The following is a 15530-nucleotide window of genomic DNA, read 5'->3' as shown; positions in this document are numbered from 1 at the left end:
CCCCTTCGGGCCCCCCCCCGGCCCCCCCCGGGTGCCGGGCGTCGGGCCGGCGGCTGGGCCCCGCCGGGGGCGGGGGGGCGGGGCCCCCCCCCCCCCGGGCCGGCCACGAAGGTCGTGGTGCTCACCGCCGACGGGGAAGCCCGCGGAGTGCGCGGCGCGCTGGCGGTGGGCGCGGCGGGGTACGTGAACAAGATGTGCGGGCTGTCGAACCTGCTGGACGCGCTCACCGCGGTCGCGGCGGGGGAGACCGTCGTGGCGCTGGCCGCGTCCCGCGTCCCCGCCCAGCAGCAGCGCGGCGATGCGCTCGACGCGCGGCGGCTCGCCTCCTACCTGACCGCCCGCGAACGCGAGTGCCTCGGCATGCTCACCGAGGGGGCGCAGACGGCGACGATGGCGAAGTCGCTGGGGGTGTCCCCGGCGACGGTGCGCACCCACGTGCAGGCGGTGCTCACCAAGCTCGGCGTGCACTCCCGCCTCGAAGCCGCCTCCCTCGCCCTCCGCCACGACCTGATCGCCGCACCGCAGCGCTGCGTCAAGTGAGGCCGGTGGACCGGCCCGTTCGACCGGCCCGCTCGACCGGCGCAGCGGGACGAACGGGCCGGGTCGCGGCGAGTCAGGGCAGGACGGCTTCGATGAGGTGCGGTCCGGGTTCGGCGGTGGCGCGGCGCAGGGCGGTGCGGAGCTCCTCGCCGGTGGTGGCGCGCACGGCGGGGACGCCGAAGCCGGTGGCCAGCGCGACCCAGTCGGCGCCGGGATCGGCGAGGCTGGTCATGCCGGTCGCCGCGGGCCCCGGACGGCGCACCCCGGCGCGGCCGAGCTCGGCCTCCAGGATGCGGTACCGGGAGTTCGCGCAGATCACGGTCGTCACGTCGAGCCCTTCCCTGGCCTGCGTCCACAACCCCTGCAGCGTGTAGGCGGCGCTGCCGTCGGCCTGCAAGGTGACGACCGGCCGGTCGGGGGCGGCGAGCGCGGCGCCGGTGGCGACCGGGATGCCCATGCCGATCGCCCCGCCGGTCAGCGCGAGCTCGGTGTGTGCGGGCGCGGCACCGGCGACCGCCGGGTAGGCCGCGGCGGCGGTGACGCCCTCGTTGACGATGATCGCCCCGTCGGGCTGTTCGAGCGCGATGGCGCTGGCGACGGCCTTCGCGTGCAGCTCGCCCTCCGGCGGGCGCAGCACCGGCTGCTCGCGGGCGGGAGGTTCCGCGTCGGCCCCGGCCGCCTCGGCGAGCGCGGCCAGCGCGCCGACGGCGTCCTCGTCGAGGTCGGCGAGGGTGTGCACCTGGACGTGCTCGGGCACCGGAACGCTCGGCTGGCCCTGGTAGCCGAAGAACGACACCGGGACGCCGGTGCCGACGAGCACCAGGTGGGTGTGCTCGGCGAGCGCGGCGAGCGTGTCCTCCGGGAAGTACGGCAGCGAGCGGACGGTGGGCACGCCGGGGCCGCGTTCCAGGCGCGCCGGGTTCCGCTCGGCGAACACCCGCCCGCCGGTGGCGGCGGCGATCCGCGCGCCCAGCCGCAGCCCCTCCGCGCCCAGCGCCTCCCCGCCGAGCAACAGCACCGGGCGGCCCGGCCCGGCGAGCAGCTTCGCGATCCCCGCGACCCGCTGCTCGTCCACAGTGGATCGATCCGGTTCCGCCGGGATCGCGGGGACTTCGCCGCCATCGGTCCACATGTGGTCGGCGGCGGCGATCAGCGTCGCGGGCATCCGCTCGCGCAGCGCGGCCTGCCGGACTTCGAGGAATTCGCCCGCGGCAGCCGCGGTGCTCGTCGTGCGGAGCACCCGGCACGACACCGGCCGCGCCAGCGAATCGATGTCGGCGGCGAGCGGCGCGTCCGCGGCCTGGTGCCAGGTGGCGTGCTCGCCGATCACGTTGAGCACCGGCGTGCGGGCGCGTCGCGCGTTGTGCAGGTTCGCGATCCCGTTGGCGAAGCCCGGACCCAGGTGCAGCAGCGTCATCGCCGGTCGCCCGGTGATCCGCGCGTAGCCGTCGGCGGCGCCGGTCACCACGCCCTCCGCGAGGCCGAGCACCGTTCGGATGCCGCCGACCGAGTCGAACGCCTCCACCAGCGGAAGTTCCGTCGTGCCCGGGTTCGCGAAGCACGTCGTCACGCCCGCCTCGCGGGCCGCGGTGAGCAGGCTCTCCGCACCGTTCACACCCGTTCCCCTCTCCACTCGGTTCCCAGGTCATGCTGCAACCGGCCAGCCTCGCGGACAACCACTGACTCCGACTTCGCGTCATCTGTTGCGTGGTGCTCGGGTGGCGGAACCTCAGCGGCCCCCTCGCTGCGGATCGTTCTCACAGGTGGCTCCGCCACATGCGACAACGCTGTCCTCGCGAGGGAACCGCTGAGAACCCGCGGGTGGTCCGGTTGCGTGCGTGGTCGCTGCTCATCGGCTTCGCCGCTGACAAGACACCGCCACGACCCGCAGGGCCGGTTCGGAGGCGTGGCGGTGGCCGCACTGCGCAACACGAGTCGAGGGGCGACCAGTAAAGTGTTCGCGGGACGTTGACGACGTGGTGGCAGGCGAATGCGGAACGTGAGACTGGGGCGGCGGAGCCTGCTGTCCTTGATGGGTGCGACGGCGGTCGGTGCGACCGCGGCGGCGTGCGGGCGCTCGAACCCGGGGGTCGCCACGGCCGAGGCGCCGCTGCGCAGACCGATGCCCCGGACCCCGGCGGCGACCGGGCCGGTGCTCCGGGTCGACACCGAGCGGTCCTACTACCGGGACGGGGACGTGCAGCTCATGTTCGCGTTCCCGAACGGGCTGGAGGCCACCGAGAACCTGCCGATCGTGCTGTACCTGCACGGCAGGGATGGGATGAGCCCCACCCCGATCCCGTACGAGACGCTGAGCAAGCTCGAAACCGAGTACGCCGGCGGCGCCATCCCGCCGTTCGGCCTGCTGGCGGTGGACGGCGGCTTCAACTCGTACTGGAACGACGGCTCCGCCAACGGCGACCTGCTCAGCATGCTGCTGGAAGAGGTCCCGGCCTGGCTGCGGTCCCGCCACCTCGGCGACCGCGACGGGCTGCCGTTCGCCGTCGCCGGAATATCGACCGGCGGCTTCGGCGCGCTGAACTACGCGGCCGAACGCACCCAGGTGGGCCTGCCCGTGGAGGCCGCGGCGCTGCTGGCACCCGCGCTGCCCGTGACCTGGGAGCTGATGAACGAGAAGGGCGTGTTCGCCACCGAGCAGGAGTGGCACGAGCACGACCCGCTGCGCCACACCGACCGGCTCGGCGACGTCCCGCTCGGCCTCTGGGTCGGCGACGTCGACGTGTACCGGGAAGGCGCCGAGCAGCTGGCCGCGGAGCACCCGAACACGCCGGTGATGTCGGTGCTGCCCGGCGGGCACGACGGATCGGTGTTCGACGCGGTCGGCTCGGAGATGCTGCGGTTCCTCGCGACCGGGGTGTCCGCGGAGGGCTGACCGGAGAGCGGGGCCGCGGGTGGTCAACCCGCCCTCCGGGCCCCGCTCACGCCTCCTGGTGGGCGATGAGGTGTTCCAGGACGAACCGGGTCAACTCCTCCGGTGCCTGTTCCGGGACCCAGTGCGAGACGTCCTCGACCATCTCGAACCGGTAGTCGCCGTCGACGTGGTCGCCGGTGGCCAGCGCCGCCGTGGAGCCGAGCGCGGCGTCCTCGGTGCTCCACACGTACAGCGTAGGCACCTGGATCCGCCCGATGGGCCCGGCGAACTTCGCCGCGCGGTACCAGTTCAGCGCGGCGTCCAGCGCGCCCGGTTCGGTGAAGCGCTGCACGTACTCCTCGACGTGCGGCTCCGGGATCTTGTACTCGTAGATCCGGCGCAACCGCCGCGCGCCGTCCTCCAGCAGCTGCTTGTCGGAGCCGGAGCGGCGGAACACCTGCATGTACTCGGAGCGTCGCTGCTGGTCCTCGTCCTCGCGCAGCGCGCGGGCGAACGCGTCCAGGTGCGGCACGGACACCGCGGTGAGCGTCGTGATCCGCTCCGGGTGGGCCGCGGCGACCGACCAGGCCACCGCCGCACCCCAGTCGTGCCCGACCACGTCGAACCGGTCCCAGCCGAGCCGGTTGGCGATGGCGAGCACGTCGCCGACCAGCGCCTCCATCCGGTACTCGAAGACCTCCGCCGGGCGCACTCCAGGGGAGTAACCGCGCTGGTCGGGCGCCACGGCGTGGCAGCCCGCGCCGCCGAGCACGGCGAGCTGCTCCCGCCACTCGATGGCGGCCTGCGGGAACCCGTGCAGCAGCAGGACGGGGCGGTCGCCTTCGGCGCCGGCGCTGAGCGCGTCGAAGGTGCCCGCCGGGGTGGGGATCTGGATGTAGTCGGCCACGACTGCACTGTAGGACTTCGGCCGTCGCCCCGGTCCGCGCGGTGGCGGGCGGTGCCACCGCGCGGGCGGGCGGCGGACTACTCCTCGATGCGGTAGCCCCAGCTGCCGCGGTGTTCCTGCCCGGGACGCAGCACGATCAATCCGTCACCGGTGACGAAAGCGTTGGGGGCGCACGTCATCGGCTCCACGGTGATGCCGGAGCGCGCGGGCCGGTCGGTCTCCGGCGAGTCGTCGGTGTAGACCTGCAGGTAGCCGTGCGTGCGGTCCACCCACAGCGCCACCTCGCTCCCATCCGACCGTCCGAACCGGACGGTCGCGGTGCCCTCGGCGTCCCGGGCCAGGTCGGTGAACGCGGTGTCCATCACCGTCGACCCGATCGGCCGCGCCGCGCGGAAGTCGAACTCGCCGCCCGCCACCGGGGAGGTGCCGGTGGGCAGCAGCCGGTCGTCCACCTCGTAGTAGGTGTCCGCGGGCAGCTCCAGCACGAGGTCGTCGAGGGGGCCGGTGCCCGCCGCCAGGTAGGTGTGGTTCGCCGTGGCGAACGGGGCGTCGCCGGAGCCGATGTTGCGCGCGGACAGCGTGCTGCGGAACCCGCCGCGCTCCAAGGCGAACTCGATGCGGAACGCCAGCTGGAACGGGTAGCCGTAGTGCGGCGGCAGCACGTGCTCCAGCACCACGCGGTCCCGCCGGTGCTCCACCGGACTCCACTCGGTGAAGCCCATCAGGCCGTGCAGCGCGCAGTCGCGTTCCGGCTCGTTGATCGGCACCTGCAACCGCTCGCCGCCGAACTCGTAGCTGCCGCCGTCGATGCGGTTCGCCCACGGCAGCAGCGTCTTGCCCTGCCAGCCCTCGCCGAGCTCGTCGGCGCCGTGGGTCAGCAGCATCTCGGTCCCGTCGACCTGCCAGGACAGCATCGTCGCCGCCACGCCCGCGACCACGGCGGTGTGCCGCCCGGAGCGCAGCTCGTAGAGCCTGCCGTGCATCGACCTCCCGGCACCGGCCGGGGGGTCCGCCGCGGCGCGCCCGGCACCGGGCAGCGCCCCGGCCGCGGCGGTCAGCCCGGCCGCGCCGGCCGCGGCGAGCGCGGCACCGCCCAACGATCGCCTGCTCCACCTGGTGGGGGAACCGTGCTCCTGGGACATCGTCGTCCTCCTCGTCGCGGGAATCCGTTGCTGCGGTGGAAAGAACGCCCCGGCCGGTAGTGGGTCCGGCGGGGGCGTCGCTCACGGGGTGGCCGGGTCGACCACGCCCCGACCGATCACGGGGTGCCCGCGTCGATCACGGCCCGGTTCGCGGCGCGCACCGCCTCCAGGTCCGGCTTCAGGATCTGCCGGTCGTAGGTGAAGAAGCCGTTCACCTCGTTCTCCACGTCGGTGGTCTGCGTGTAGACCGACGCCGACAGCCCCTTCTCACCGATGATGCGCACCAGGTCGTCGTGCACCTCCTGGTAGCGGCGGGTCAGGTCCGCGCGGGTGTCGACGATCTCGTAGGACGAGGGCTCACCGGGCCACAGGTGGCCGTCCTCGACGAGACCCAGCCCGCCGTACTCGCCGTCCACCGAGGCGCGGTCTCCGGTCACGTCCGGCGCGCCGGGGCCGACGTAGGTGTGGTCGTCGTAGATGTGCCCGGCACCGGTGTCCGGCAGCGAGTCGCAGCAGTTCACGCCGCTGGCCGCGTTCACCAGCCGGGTCGGGTCCTGCGCTTCGACCTGCTCGGCGACGCGAGCGGTGTCGAACTCGCCCCAGCCTTCGTTGAACGGCACCCAGGTGACGATGGACGGCGAGTTGTGCAGCTGGTCGACGATGTCGGCGGCCTCGGCCTCGAAGTTCGCCTTCGCCTCGTCGCCGGGGGTCTGCCCGTTGACCAGCGCGGGGATGTCCTGCCACACCAGCAGGCCCAGCTGGTCGGCGTGGTAGTACCAGCGGGCGGGCTCCACCTTGATGTGCTTGCGCACCATGTTGAAGCCGAGTTCCTTGGTCTGCTCCAGGTCGAAGCGCAGGGCCTCGTCGGTCGGCGCGGTGAAGATGCCGTCCGGCCAGTAGCCCTGGTCCAGCGGGCCGTGCTGGAACAGGATCTTCCCGTTCAGCGCGAGCCGCGGCCTGCCCTGCTCGTCGTCGACGAGCCCGATGGAGCGCATCCCGGCGTAGCTGCCGACCTCGTCGACGGGCTGCCCGTCCTCGCCGAGCAGCCGCACCCGCACGTCGTAGAGGTACGGGTCGTCCGGCGACCACAGGTGCGGGTCCGGCACCTCGAGGCGCAGGTCTTCGCCGGCCTCACCGGTGGCGGTGGCGACCTCCGCGCCGCCGTCCCGCTCGCTGAGCACGACTTCGACCCGGCCGCCCCGCGAACCGTCCGCGCGCACGGCGAGGCTGCTCGACGCCAGGTCCGGGGTGATCTCGAGGTCGGTGATGTGCGCGTCGGCGACCGGCTCCATCCACACCGTCTGCCAGATGCCGGAGGCGCCGGTGTAGAAGATGCCGCTGGGGTCGTTGCGCTGCTTGCCGACCGGGAACGGGGAATCCTCGTTGCGGTCCTCGACCGCGACGGTCAGCTGCTGCGGGCCCTCGCCGGTGAGCGCGTCGGTGACGTCGGCGCTGAACTCGGTGAAGCCGCCCTGGTGGGTGGCGACCTCCTGGCCGTTGACGCTGACGGTCGCCTGCTGGTCCACGGCGCCGAAGTGCAGCAGCACCCGCTGCCCGGACCAGTCCGCGGGCACCTCGAACTCGCGCTGGTACAGCAGGTGATCGTCGTGGCGCTGGATCCCGGACAGGCCGGACTCCGGCGGGTAGGGCACCAGGATCTGCTCGTCGGTCTCGGCGGGCGGGGAGTCGGATCCGGCGAAGTCCCACAGCCCGTTGAGGTTCTGCCAGCGTTCGCGCGTGAGCTGCGGGCGCGGGTAGTCGGGCAGGGCGTTGTCCGGGCCGACCTGGTCGGTCCACGGGGTCGCCAGCGGCGGGTCCTTCGGGTCCCATGCGGCGGGTTCGGCCTGAGCGGGCATGCCGGTCACGGTAGCGAGCATGGCGGCGCCGATCAGAGCGCCGACGCGGAATCGGACTAGTGGTCGGCGGGTCAACGCGCGGCGGTGCACGTGGCCTCCTGGTGGATTCGAGCCGGTGGGGGAGGGGACGGGTCGAGTCGGCTCGCGCCGATCGGTGCAGCCCCCAGGCGCCGCGGCTCGCGCTCGCGCCCCCGGAGACGGTGAAAAAGGAGGAAAGCGAAGCCACAACAAGCAACAAGAATGACCACGACCACACGTGAAGTCAACGGCACCACCCGAATGCCCGCGCATCGGACCAACGCCATGGATCTGATCGGGTGTGCCGGTTAAGTTGGTCCGGCGCGCGGGCGATCGTCCGAACGGGACGGTCGGCGGCCGCGCGGCACGTGCACCCGGTGGCCGAGGAGGACGCGGACGTGACCGAGCAGACCGATGCGGGCGCGGTGGCGGCGGGACCCGGTGGCGTCGAGTTCCTCGCTGCCCGGGACCTGCTGCTGAACACGCGCGAGGACTACGCCGCCGCCAGGGACGCGTTCCGCTGGCCGCGTCCCGCCGAGTTCAACTGGGCGCTGGACTGGTTCGACACCATCGCCGGGCGCCAGGACCGCACCGCGCTGTGGATCGTCGAATCCGACGGCTCCGAGCGGAAGTTCTCCTTCGGCGAGCTGTCCCGCCGCTCGAACCAGGTCGCGAACTGGCTGCGCGGGCTCGGCGTGGCCCGCGGCGACCGGCTGATCCTCATGCTCGGCAACCAGGTCGAGCTGTGGGAGACCATCCTCGCCGCGATAAAGCTCGGCGCGGTGATCATCCCGGCGACGCCGCTGCTGGGGCCCGCGGACCTGCGCGACCGCGTCGACCGCGGCGCCGCGAAGCACGTGGTGACGACCTCCGCTCACGCGCCGAAGTTCGCCGACGTGCCCGGGGACTACACCCGGATCGCGGTCGGCGGCGCCGACGGCTGGCACGCCTACGCCGACAGCGCGGCGGCCGCGGAGACCTTCGAACCGGACGGACCGACCTCGGCGGCGGACCCGCTGCTGCTGTACTTCACCTCCGGCACCACCGCGAAGCCGAAGCTGGTCGAGCACACCCACGTCTCCTACCCGGTCGGGCACCTGTCCACGATGTACTGGATCGGGCTGGAACCGGGCGACGTGCACCTGAACATCTCCTCGCCGGGCTGGGCGAAGCACGCGTGGAGCAACGTGTTCGCGCCGTGGAACGCCGAAGCGACGGTGTTCATCCACAACTACGAGCGCTTCGACGCGACCGCCCTGCTCGGCGAGATGCAGCGCTGCGGCGTGACCAGCTTCTGCGCCCCGCCGACGGTGTGGCGGATGCTCATCCAGGCCGACCTGAGCGCGCTGCGCACCCCGCCGCGCAAGGTGCTGGGCGCGGGCGAGCCGCTGAACCCGGAGGTGATCGAGCAGGTCCGCCGCGCCTGGGGCGTGACCATCCGGGACGGCTTCGGCCAGACCGAGACCAGCGTGCAGGTCGCCAACACGCCCGGCCAGGAGCTCAAGCCCGGCTCGATGGGGCGGGCGCTGCCCGGCTTCGAGGTGGCGCTGATCGATCCCGCGACCGGTGCGGAGGCCGAGGAGGGCGAGATCTGCCTGCGGCTGGACCCGCGCCCGGTCGGCCTGATGACCGGCTACGCCGACGATGCCGAGCGCAACGCCGAGGTGCTGCGCGGCGGCTACTACCACACCGGGGACGTGGGTTCGCGGGACGCGGACGGCTACATCACCTACGTGGGCCGCACCGACGACGTGTTCAAGGCATCGGACTACCGGATCTCGCCGTTCGAGCTGGAGAGCGTGCTGCTGGAGCACGAGGCGGTCGCCGAGGCCGCGGTGGTGCCGTCCCCTGACCCGATCCGGTTGGCGGTGCCGAAGGCGTACGTGGTGCTCGCCGCGGGCTGGGAGCCGGGGGAGGCCACGGCGCTGGCGATCCTGCGCTTCGCCCGCGAGCACCTCGCCCCGTACAAGCGGATTCGCCGCCTGGAGTTCACCGAGCTGCCGAAGACGATCTCCGGCAAGATCCGCCGCGTCGAGCTGCGCACCCGCGAGGAGGAGATCCACGCGGAGCCGTCCCCCGCGGGTGAGTACCGCGAGGAGGACTTCCCGGACCTCAAGTCCTGATCGCGTCGGTTCCCGCGCCGGGCGGTGCCGTTCGGCCGTCCGGCGCGACGACGTTCCTGCGCCGTCGACCCGCGCCCGCCGGCGGGTCCGGGCGGCACGGGGTGCGTTCGGCGGCCGTCCCGGTGCTCCGGGCGGTCCCGGTGACGCAGCACCATGGTCCAATCCGGGCTGGTTAGGGTAACCTAACAATCGATCCCGGGGGTGGGATCGTGCCGATGACTGGGGAGGCGACGTGGACGGTCGCGACATCACCGAGGCGGATCCGGACGTGGTGAGCTCCGAGGAGCAGCTGCGCGAGATCATCGCCGAACCGCACCGGGCCATCGCCGAGAAGGCGATCGACCACGTGGACGAGCAGTCCGCGCTGTTCCTGCGCGCCTCCCCGTTCTTCGTGCTGGCCACCACGTGCCCGGACGGTTCGATGGACGTCTCACCGCGCGGCGACGCGCCCGGCGGGGTGCTGGTGGCCGAGGAGGGCCGGGCGCTGGTGTTCGCCGACCGCAAGGGCAACCGGCGGCTGGACAGCCTGCGCAACGTCCTGCGGCACCCGCAGGTGGGCATGCTGTTCTTCGTCCCCGGCTCGAACGACACGTTGCGGGTCAACGGCACCGCCACCGTCCTGCGCGGTGGGCCGCACCTCGACGAGCTGGCGGTGGACGGCAAGCGCCCGGACCTGGCGATCCGGGTGCGGATCGACGAGCTGTACCTGCACTGCGCGAAGGCGTTCCTGCGGTCCTCGCTGTGGGACCCGGTGAGCTGGCCGGAACCCGGCACGGTGCCGAGCGCGGGGCGCATCGCGAAGAGCCAGGCGGGCAGCCGGATGCCGGAGTCGGTGTTCAACGCCGCGCTCAAGCTCGACGCCCGTTTCCGGAAGTACTGACCCCTCCGCTCGCACGTCCGGCGGAGGTCGGATGGGCGCGGCGCGGGGGAGCGGAATTCGGGTGAGACTTGTCTCCGGCCGGGAGCGGCCGCCATTCGCGGGGATCAATTCAGAATTCGCCGAATTCGTGCCGATCCAGTTCGGCTCCCGGGAGCGCGGGCGGCCGGTGCGGTCCGCCGGCGCGGGGGCGCTCCGCGGTCCCCGGGGCTGGACGCGCGTGTGCGCTGCGACGATGGTCCGATCGGTGGAGCAGGGCGGCGGCCGGGCCGGGCAGGCGGACTCAGCGGAAAATCCCGGAAAAACCTCGTCGGGGGCTGGCGCATCGGCCGTGGGCATCGTAACATCCCTAGCTCCCCGGACCGATGTCATCGGCGCAAAAAGGGAAATCGGTACCCGCCGCGAGCCCCGTCCCCGAAGTTTTGTGGGCATTCGCGGTTGCGCTATTCGCTGTTGTCGTGGTAAGTGCTGCGTACGCGATCGTACACACATCGGCGCTGCGGTGCACTTATGCGATCGTGACATGCCGCAAAATGGGGAAGAAAAAACGCTGGTGGCAGCGCATATTTTTACCCAGGGTGACGATGCGAATCACGCTTATATCCCATTGCTGTGATCAGTGTCACATCTCCGCACGCTTGCTTCGGCAACTCATTCGAATAGTTTGGTTACTCGACGCACGGATTTCGCGTCGAGCGCCGGTCGGCAATGGAGCGGGCCGAGTGCGACGACTGGCGTAGGTGCGCGGCCTGAATTCATCGGCCGCCCACGCCGGCGCGTAGGTGTCGCCTTTATTCGAGCGGCGACCCCGCACGACCGCGAGTTGATCTCGACGAGGCGGATTCGCGCGGACTGAGTGGTGCATGAGGCGCATGACCAACGCGAGTGGTGGGAGTGAAGCATGGCCAAGAGCGTGGACGACCTGGCTCAGCACGGTGAACGCGGTGGAGCGGCCGAGGACCCGGCCGAACTGGTGGCCCGCGAGGAGCAGGTCTTCGGCGACAACCCGTTGGAAGTGCGCGAATCCGACCATTACACGCACGAGTACGTCGGCGGGTTCGTCGACAAGTGGGACGACCTGATCGACTGGAAGAAGCGCTACGAGAGCGAGGGCCGGTTCTTCATCGACCAGCTCAAGGCGCGTGGTGTCGAGTCCGTGCTGGACGTCGCCACCGGCACCGGGTTCCACTCGGTGCGGCTGCTGGAGGAGGGCTTCGAGACGGTCAGCGCCGACGGCAGCCCCCAGATGCTGGCCAAGGCGTTCAGCAACGGCCTGACCTACGGCGGGCACATCCTGCGCGTCGTGCACGCCGACTGGCGCTGGCTGAACCGCGACGTGCACGGCGAGTACGACGCCATCATCTGCCTGGGCAACTCGTTCACGCACCTGTTCTCCGAGCGCGACCGGCGCAAGGCCCTGGCCGAGTTCTACGCCATGCTCAAGCACGACGGCGTGCTGATCATCGACCAGCGCAACTACGACGCCATCCTGGACGACGGGTTCTCCAGCAAGCACACCTACTACTACGCGGGTGACGACGTCTCCGCGGAGCCCGACCACGTCGACGAGGGCCTCGCCCGGTTCAAGTACACCTTCCCGGACAAGAGCGAGTTCTTCCTCAACATGTACCCGCTGCGGAAGAACTACGTGCGGCGGCTGCTGCGCGAAGTCGGATTCCAGCGGATCGACACGTACGGCGATTTCCAGGAAACCTACGCCGATCAGGATCCGGACTTCTTCATCCACGTCGCGGAGAAGAACTACCGAACCGAGGAAGAATTGTCGGACGTGTATTCCACGGCGGTGCACACCGCCCGGGATTACTACAATTCCGAGGACGCCGACAACTTCTACTACCACGTGTGGGGCGGCAACGACATCCACGTCGGCGTCTACAACACCCCGGACGAGGACATCGACGCCGCGTCCCGGCGCACCGTGGAGCGCATGGCGAGCAAGGTCGAGATCACCCCGGAGACCCGGATCCTCGACATCGGCTCCGGCTACGGCGGTGCCGCTCGCTACCTGGCCAAGACCTACGGCTGCAAGGTGGCGTGCCTGAACCTCAGCGAGGTGGAGAACGCCCGCAACGTCCAGTTCAACGAGGCCGCGGGCCTCAGCGAGCTCATCGAGGTCAAGGACGGCTCCTTCGAGGACATCCCGTTCCAGGACAACGCCTTCGACCTGGTGTGGTCCCAGGACGCGATCCTGCACAGCGGTGACCGCGAGCGCGTGCTGGAGGAGGTGACCCGGGTGCTGAGCAAGGGCGGTTCGTTCGTGTTCACCGACCCGATGGCCGCCGACACGGCCCGCAAGCGGGACCTGGGTCCGATCCTGGATCGGCTGAACCTGGACACTATGGGTTCGCCCGGCTTCTACCGGCGCGAACTGGCCCGCCTGGGCCTCCAGACGATCGACTTCGAGGACCTCAGCTCGTACCTGCCCGTGCACTACCAGCGCGTGCTGGACGTGCTGGAGTCCCGCGAGTCCGAACTGTCCGACCGCATCGGTGAGGAATATCGCACGAAGATGAAGCGGGGCCTGCGGGCCTGGGTGGAGTCCGGCAACGCCGGAAGCCTGGCATGGGGCATCATCCACGCCCGTGCATGATCATCGATCGTGCGTGCGGTCGGCTCCGCTGGGCCGGTCGGCGGGGTGCCAGTGAGTGGACACTCATGACATCCGTGTCACGAGTGCGCAAGGATCGAAGCAGCCAAAGAAGCTGAGAGGTGAGGTTGAGCCGTGAGTGAGATCAACCGCAGGTTGTTCACCAGTGAGTCCGTGACCGAGGGGCACCCGGACAAGATCTGCGACGCGATCAGCGACTCCGTGCTGGACGCGATGCTGGCCCAGGACCCGCGTTCCCGGGTGGCGGTGGAGACCCTGGTCACGACCGGCCAGGTGCACGTGGCCGGTGAGGTCACCACCGACGCCTACGTCGACATCCCGTCCATCGTGCGGGAGAAGATCCTCGAGATCGGTTACGACTCGTCGTCGAAGGGCTTCGACGGCAACTCCTGCGGCGTGAACATCGCCATCGGCGCGCAGTCCCCCGACATCGGCCAGGGCGTGGACACCGCCCACGAGAGCCGTGTCGAGGGCGTCATCGACGAGATCGCCAAGCAGGGCGCCGGCGACCAGGGCCTGATGTTCGGCTACGCCTGCAACGACACCGACGAGCTGGCGCCGCTGCCCATCACGCTGGCGCACCGGCTCTCCCGTCGCCTGACCGAGGTGCGCAAGGACGGCACGCTGCCGTACCTGCGGGCCGACGGCAAGACCCAGGTGACCATCGAGTACGCCGGGGACCAGCCGGTGCGGCTGGACACCGTCGTGCTGTCCACCCAGCACGCCGAGGACATCGACCTCGACAAGACGCTGACCAAGGACATCAACGAGAAGGTCATCGCGCCCGAGCTGGAGCGTGTCGGCCTGGACACCTCCGACCTGCGCCTGCTGATCAACCCGACCGGCCGGTTCGTGGTCGGCGGTCCGATGGGCGACGCGGGCCTGACCGGCCGCAAGATCATCGTCGACACCTACGGCGGCATGGCCCGCCACGGCGGCGGTGCCTTCTCCGGCAAGGACCCGTCGAAGGTGGACCGCTCCGCGGCCTACGCGACCCGCTGGGTGGCGAAGAACGCGGTGGCGGCCGGGCTGGCCGGGCGCATCGAGGTGCAGGTCGCCTACGCGATCGGCAAGGCCGCCCCGGTCGGGCTGTTCGTGGAGACCTTCGGCACCGAGAACGTCGACCCGGTCAAGATCCAGGCCGCGATCAACGAGGTGTTCGACCTGCGTCCCGCGGCGATCATCCGGGACCTGGATCTGCTGCGCCCGATCTACGCGCAGACCGCCGCCTACGGCCACTTCGGCCGCAGCGACGTCGAACTGCCCTGGGAGAACACCGACCGGGCCGCCGCGCTCAAGAGCGCCGCGGGCATCTGATCGACTAGTGCGGACGAACGCACGGGCTGCCACGGGGCGCGGTACTGCCGCGCCCCGCGGCCCGGTGCGCCCGAGGTATCGAGAAGTTCTCAAGGCCGGTGGCCGACGATGTCGCCGGCCGGCCGAGAAGGAGTTGTTGCAGTGCGGATTGCGGTGACCGGGTCGATCGCCACCGACCACCTGATGTCCTTCCCGGGCAGGATCGCCGAGCAGCTGATCGCGGACCAGCTGGAGCAGGTGTCCCTGTCCTTCCTCGTCGACGAGCTGGAGGTGCGTCGCGGCGGGGTCGCGGCGAACATCACCTTCGGTCTCGGCAAGCTCGGAGTCACCTCGCTGCTGGTCGGCGCGGTCGGCCAGGACTTCGAAGAGTACCGCGCGTGGCTGGAGCGCCACGGAGTGGACACCGCGTCGGTGCACGTGTCCGAGACCAAGCACACGTCCCGGTTCCTGTGCACCACCGACCAGGACTTCAACCAGATCGCCTCGTTCTACCCGGGCGCCATGTCGGAGGCCGCGCAGATCGAGCTCAAGTCCGTCGCGGACCGCGCGGGCGGGCTGGACCTCGTGGTGATCTCCGCGAACGACCCGGACGCGATGGTCAAGTACACCGCGGAATGCCGGGAGCGCGGTTACGCGTTCCTCGCCGACCCCGGCCAGCAGCTGGCCCGGATGGACGGCGAATCGGTCCGCGAACTCGTCCGGGGCGCGAAGTACCTGTTCACCAACGAGTACGAGCACGGCCTGCTGCTGCAGAGCACCGGCTGGAGCCACGACGAGGTGCTCGCCGAGGTCGGCGCCTGGGTGACCTCGCTGGGCGCCAAGGGCCTCAAGGTCGAGTCGGCGGACGCCCCGACCTTCGAGATCCAGCCGCCCAAGGAGAAGCAGAAGGGCGACCCGACCGGTGTCGGCGACGCCCTGCGCGCCGGCTTCCTGGCGGGGCTCTCCGGCGAGCTGAGCGTGGAACGGGCGCTGCAGCTGGGCTGCACGCTGGCGACCGTCTCGCTGGAGACGGACGGGCCGCAGGAGTACGACGTCGAGCGCGAGTCGTTCCTCGCGCGCATCGGTGAGGCGTACGGCGACACCGCCGCCGCCGAGATCGGTTCGAAGCTGCGTTGAGTTCCCCGGGGCGGTGGGGGGGGCGCGGCCCGGGGCCCCCCGGGCCCCCCGCCCCCCCCCGGGGCTGGGGGGGGGGCGGGCGGGGGGTGGGACGGGGGGGTGATTGTGGGCGACAGAAAACCCGGCCCCGCCC

General features: G+C 71.3%; 11 protein-coding genes. 7 read left to right on the top strand and 4 right to left on the bottom strand.

Translation table 11 applies throughout. The features are described from left to right. Positions 1-117: 117 nt before the first annotated feature. Positions 118-540, top strand: coding sequence for a DNA-binding response regulator (locus LCD33_RS13325; RefSeq protein ID WP_224977906.1), 423 nt, complete (start codon positions 118-120; stop codon positions 538-540). A 73-nt stretch (positions 541-613) separates the two neighbouring features. Here LCD33_RS13325 and LCD33_RS13320 read toward each other — a convergent pair whose 3' ends face one another. Then, positions 614-2155 (bottom strand): acetolactate synthase large subunit, encoded by a 1542-nt coding sequence (locus LCD33_RS13320; protein WP_224966187.1) that lies wholly within the window; start codon positions 2153-2155, stop codon positions 614-616. Positions 2156-2530: 375 nt separating this feature from the next. On the opposite strand from LCD33_RS13320, the gene LCD33_RS13315 reads away from it, so the two are divergent. Beyond that, a complete protein-coding gene (locus tag LCD33_RS13315) occupies positions 2531-3433 on the top strand; it encodes an alpha/beta hydrolase-fold protein (protein ID WP_224958153.1) in 903 nt (300 codons plus the stop codon). A 46-nt stretch (positions 3434-3479) separates the two neighbouring features. On the opposite strand, the gene LCD33_RS13310 is transcribed toward LCD33_RS13315, so the two are convergent. The 3 genes from LCD33_RS13310 to LCD33_RS13300 all read right to left on the bottom strand — a co-directional run bounded on the left by LCD33_RS13310 (position 3480) and on the right by LCD33_RS13300 (position 7317). After that, positions 3480-4319, bottom strand: a complete 840-nt coding sequence (locus LCD33_RS13310; RefSeq protein WP_224958152.1) for an alpha/beta fold hydrolase — start codon at positions 4317-4319, stop codon at positions 3480-3482. A gap of 77 nt (positions 4320-4396) precedes the next feature. After that, complete coding sequence (locus LCD33_RS13305) at positions 4397-5461, bottom strand: aldose 1-epimerase family protein (protein WP_224958151.1); 1065 nt, start codon at positions 5459-5461, stop codon at positions 4397-4399. Positions 5462-5577: 116 nt separating this feature from the next. Next, the gene (locus tag LCD33_RS13300; protein WP_224966186.1) at positions 5578-7317 is read right to left on the bottom strand and encodes a glycoside hydrolase family 2 protein; all 1740 of its coding nucleotides are present in this window, start codon (positions 7315-7317) and stop codon (positions 5578-5580) included. 416 nt (positions 7318-7733) lie between these two features. Between LCD33_RS13300 and LCD33_RS13295 the strand changes: the two genes are divergently transcribed. From LCD33_RS13295 to LCD33_RS13275, 5 genes are all read left to right on the top strand, one after another. After that, complete coding sequence (locus LCD33_RS13295) at positions 7734-9458, top strand: AMP-binding protein (protein ID WP_374201728.1); 1725 nt, start codon at positions 7734-7736, stop codon at positions 9456-9458. Between the two features lie 232 nt (positions 9459-9690). Then, on the top strand, positions 9691-10338 hold the full coding sequence (locus LCD33_RS13290; RefSeq protein ID WP_224966185.1) for an MSMEG_1061 family FMN-dependent PPOX-type flavoprotein: 648 nt from the start codon (positions 9691-9693) through the stop codon (positions 10336-10338). Positions 10339-11236: 898 nt separating this feature from the next. Next, on the top strand, positions 11237-12946 hold the full coding sequence (locus LCD33_RS13285) for a class I SAM-dependent methyltransferase (protein WP_224958147.1): 1710 nt from the start codon (positions 11237-11239) through the stop codon (positions 12944-12946). Between the two features lie 132 nt (positions 12947-13078). Continuing rightward, complete coding sequence (gene metK / locus LCD33_RS13280) at positions 13079-14281, top strand: methionine adenosyltransferase (RefSeq protein ID WP_308011273.1); 1203 nt, start codon at positions 13079-13081, stop codon at positions 14279-14281. A 141-nt stretch (positions 14282-14422) separates the two neighbouring features. After that, the gene (locus LCD33_RS13275; protein WP_224958144.1) at positions 14423-15397 is read left to right on the top strand and encodes a carbohydrate kinase family protein; all 975 of its coding nucleotides are present in this window, start codon (positions 14423-14425) and stop codon (positions 15395-15397) included. Positions 15398-15530 lie beyond the last annotated feature (133 nt).

It is taken from the genome of Saccharopolyspora sp. 7B, from assembly GCF_020177435.1.
GTDB classification, from domain to species: domain Bacteria; phylum Actinomycetota; class Actinomycetes; order Mycobacteriales; family Pseudonocardiaceae; genus Saccharopolyspora_C; species Saccharopolyspora_C gregorii.
This window is presented reverse-complemented; position numbering and strand designations above follow the sequence as displayed.

Coding starts and splice junctions, on each gene's coding strand:
- LCD33_RS13285 (WP_224958147.1), top strand. CDS start 11,237: ATGGCCAAGAGCGTGGACGACCTGGCTCAGCACGGTGAACGCGGTGGA.
- LCD33_RS13305 (WP_224958151.1), bottom strand. CDS start 5,461: ATGTCCCAGGAGCACGGTTCCCCCACCAGGTGGAGCAGGCGATCGTTG.
- LCD33_RS13315 (WP_224958153.1), top strand. CDS start 2,531: ATGCGGAACGTGAGACTGGGGCGGCGGAGCCTGCTGTCCTTGATGGGT.
- LCD33_RS13300 (WP_224966186.1), bottom strand. CDS start 7,317: ATGCCCGCTCAGGCCGAACCCGCCGCATGGGACCCGAAGGACCCGCCG.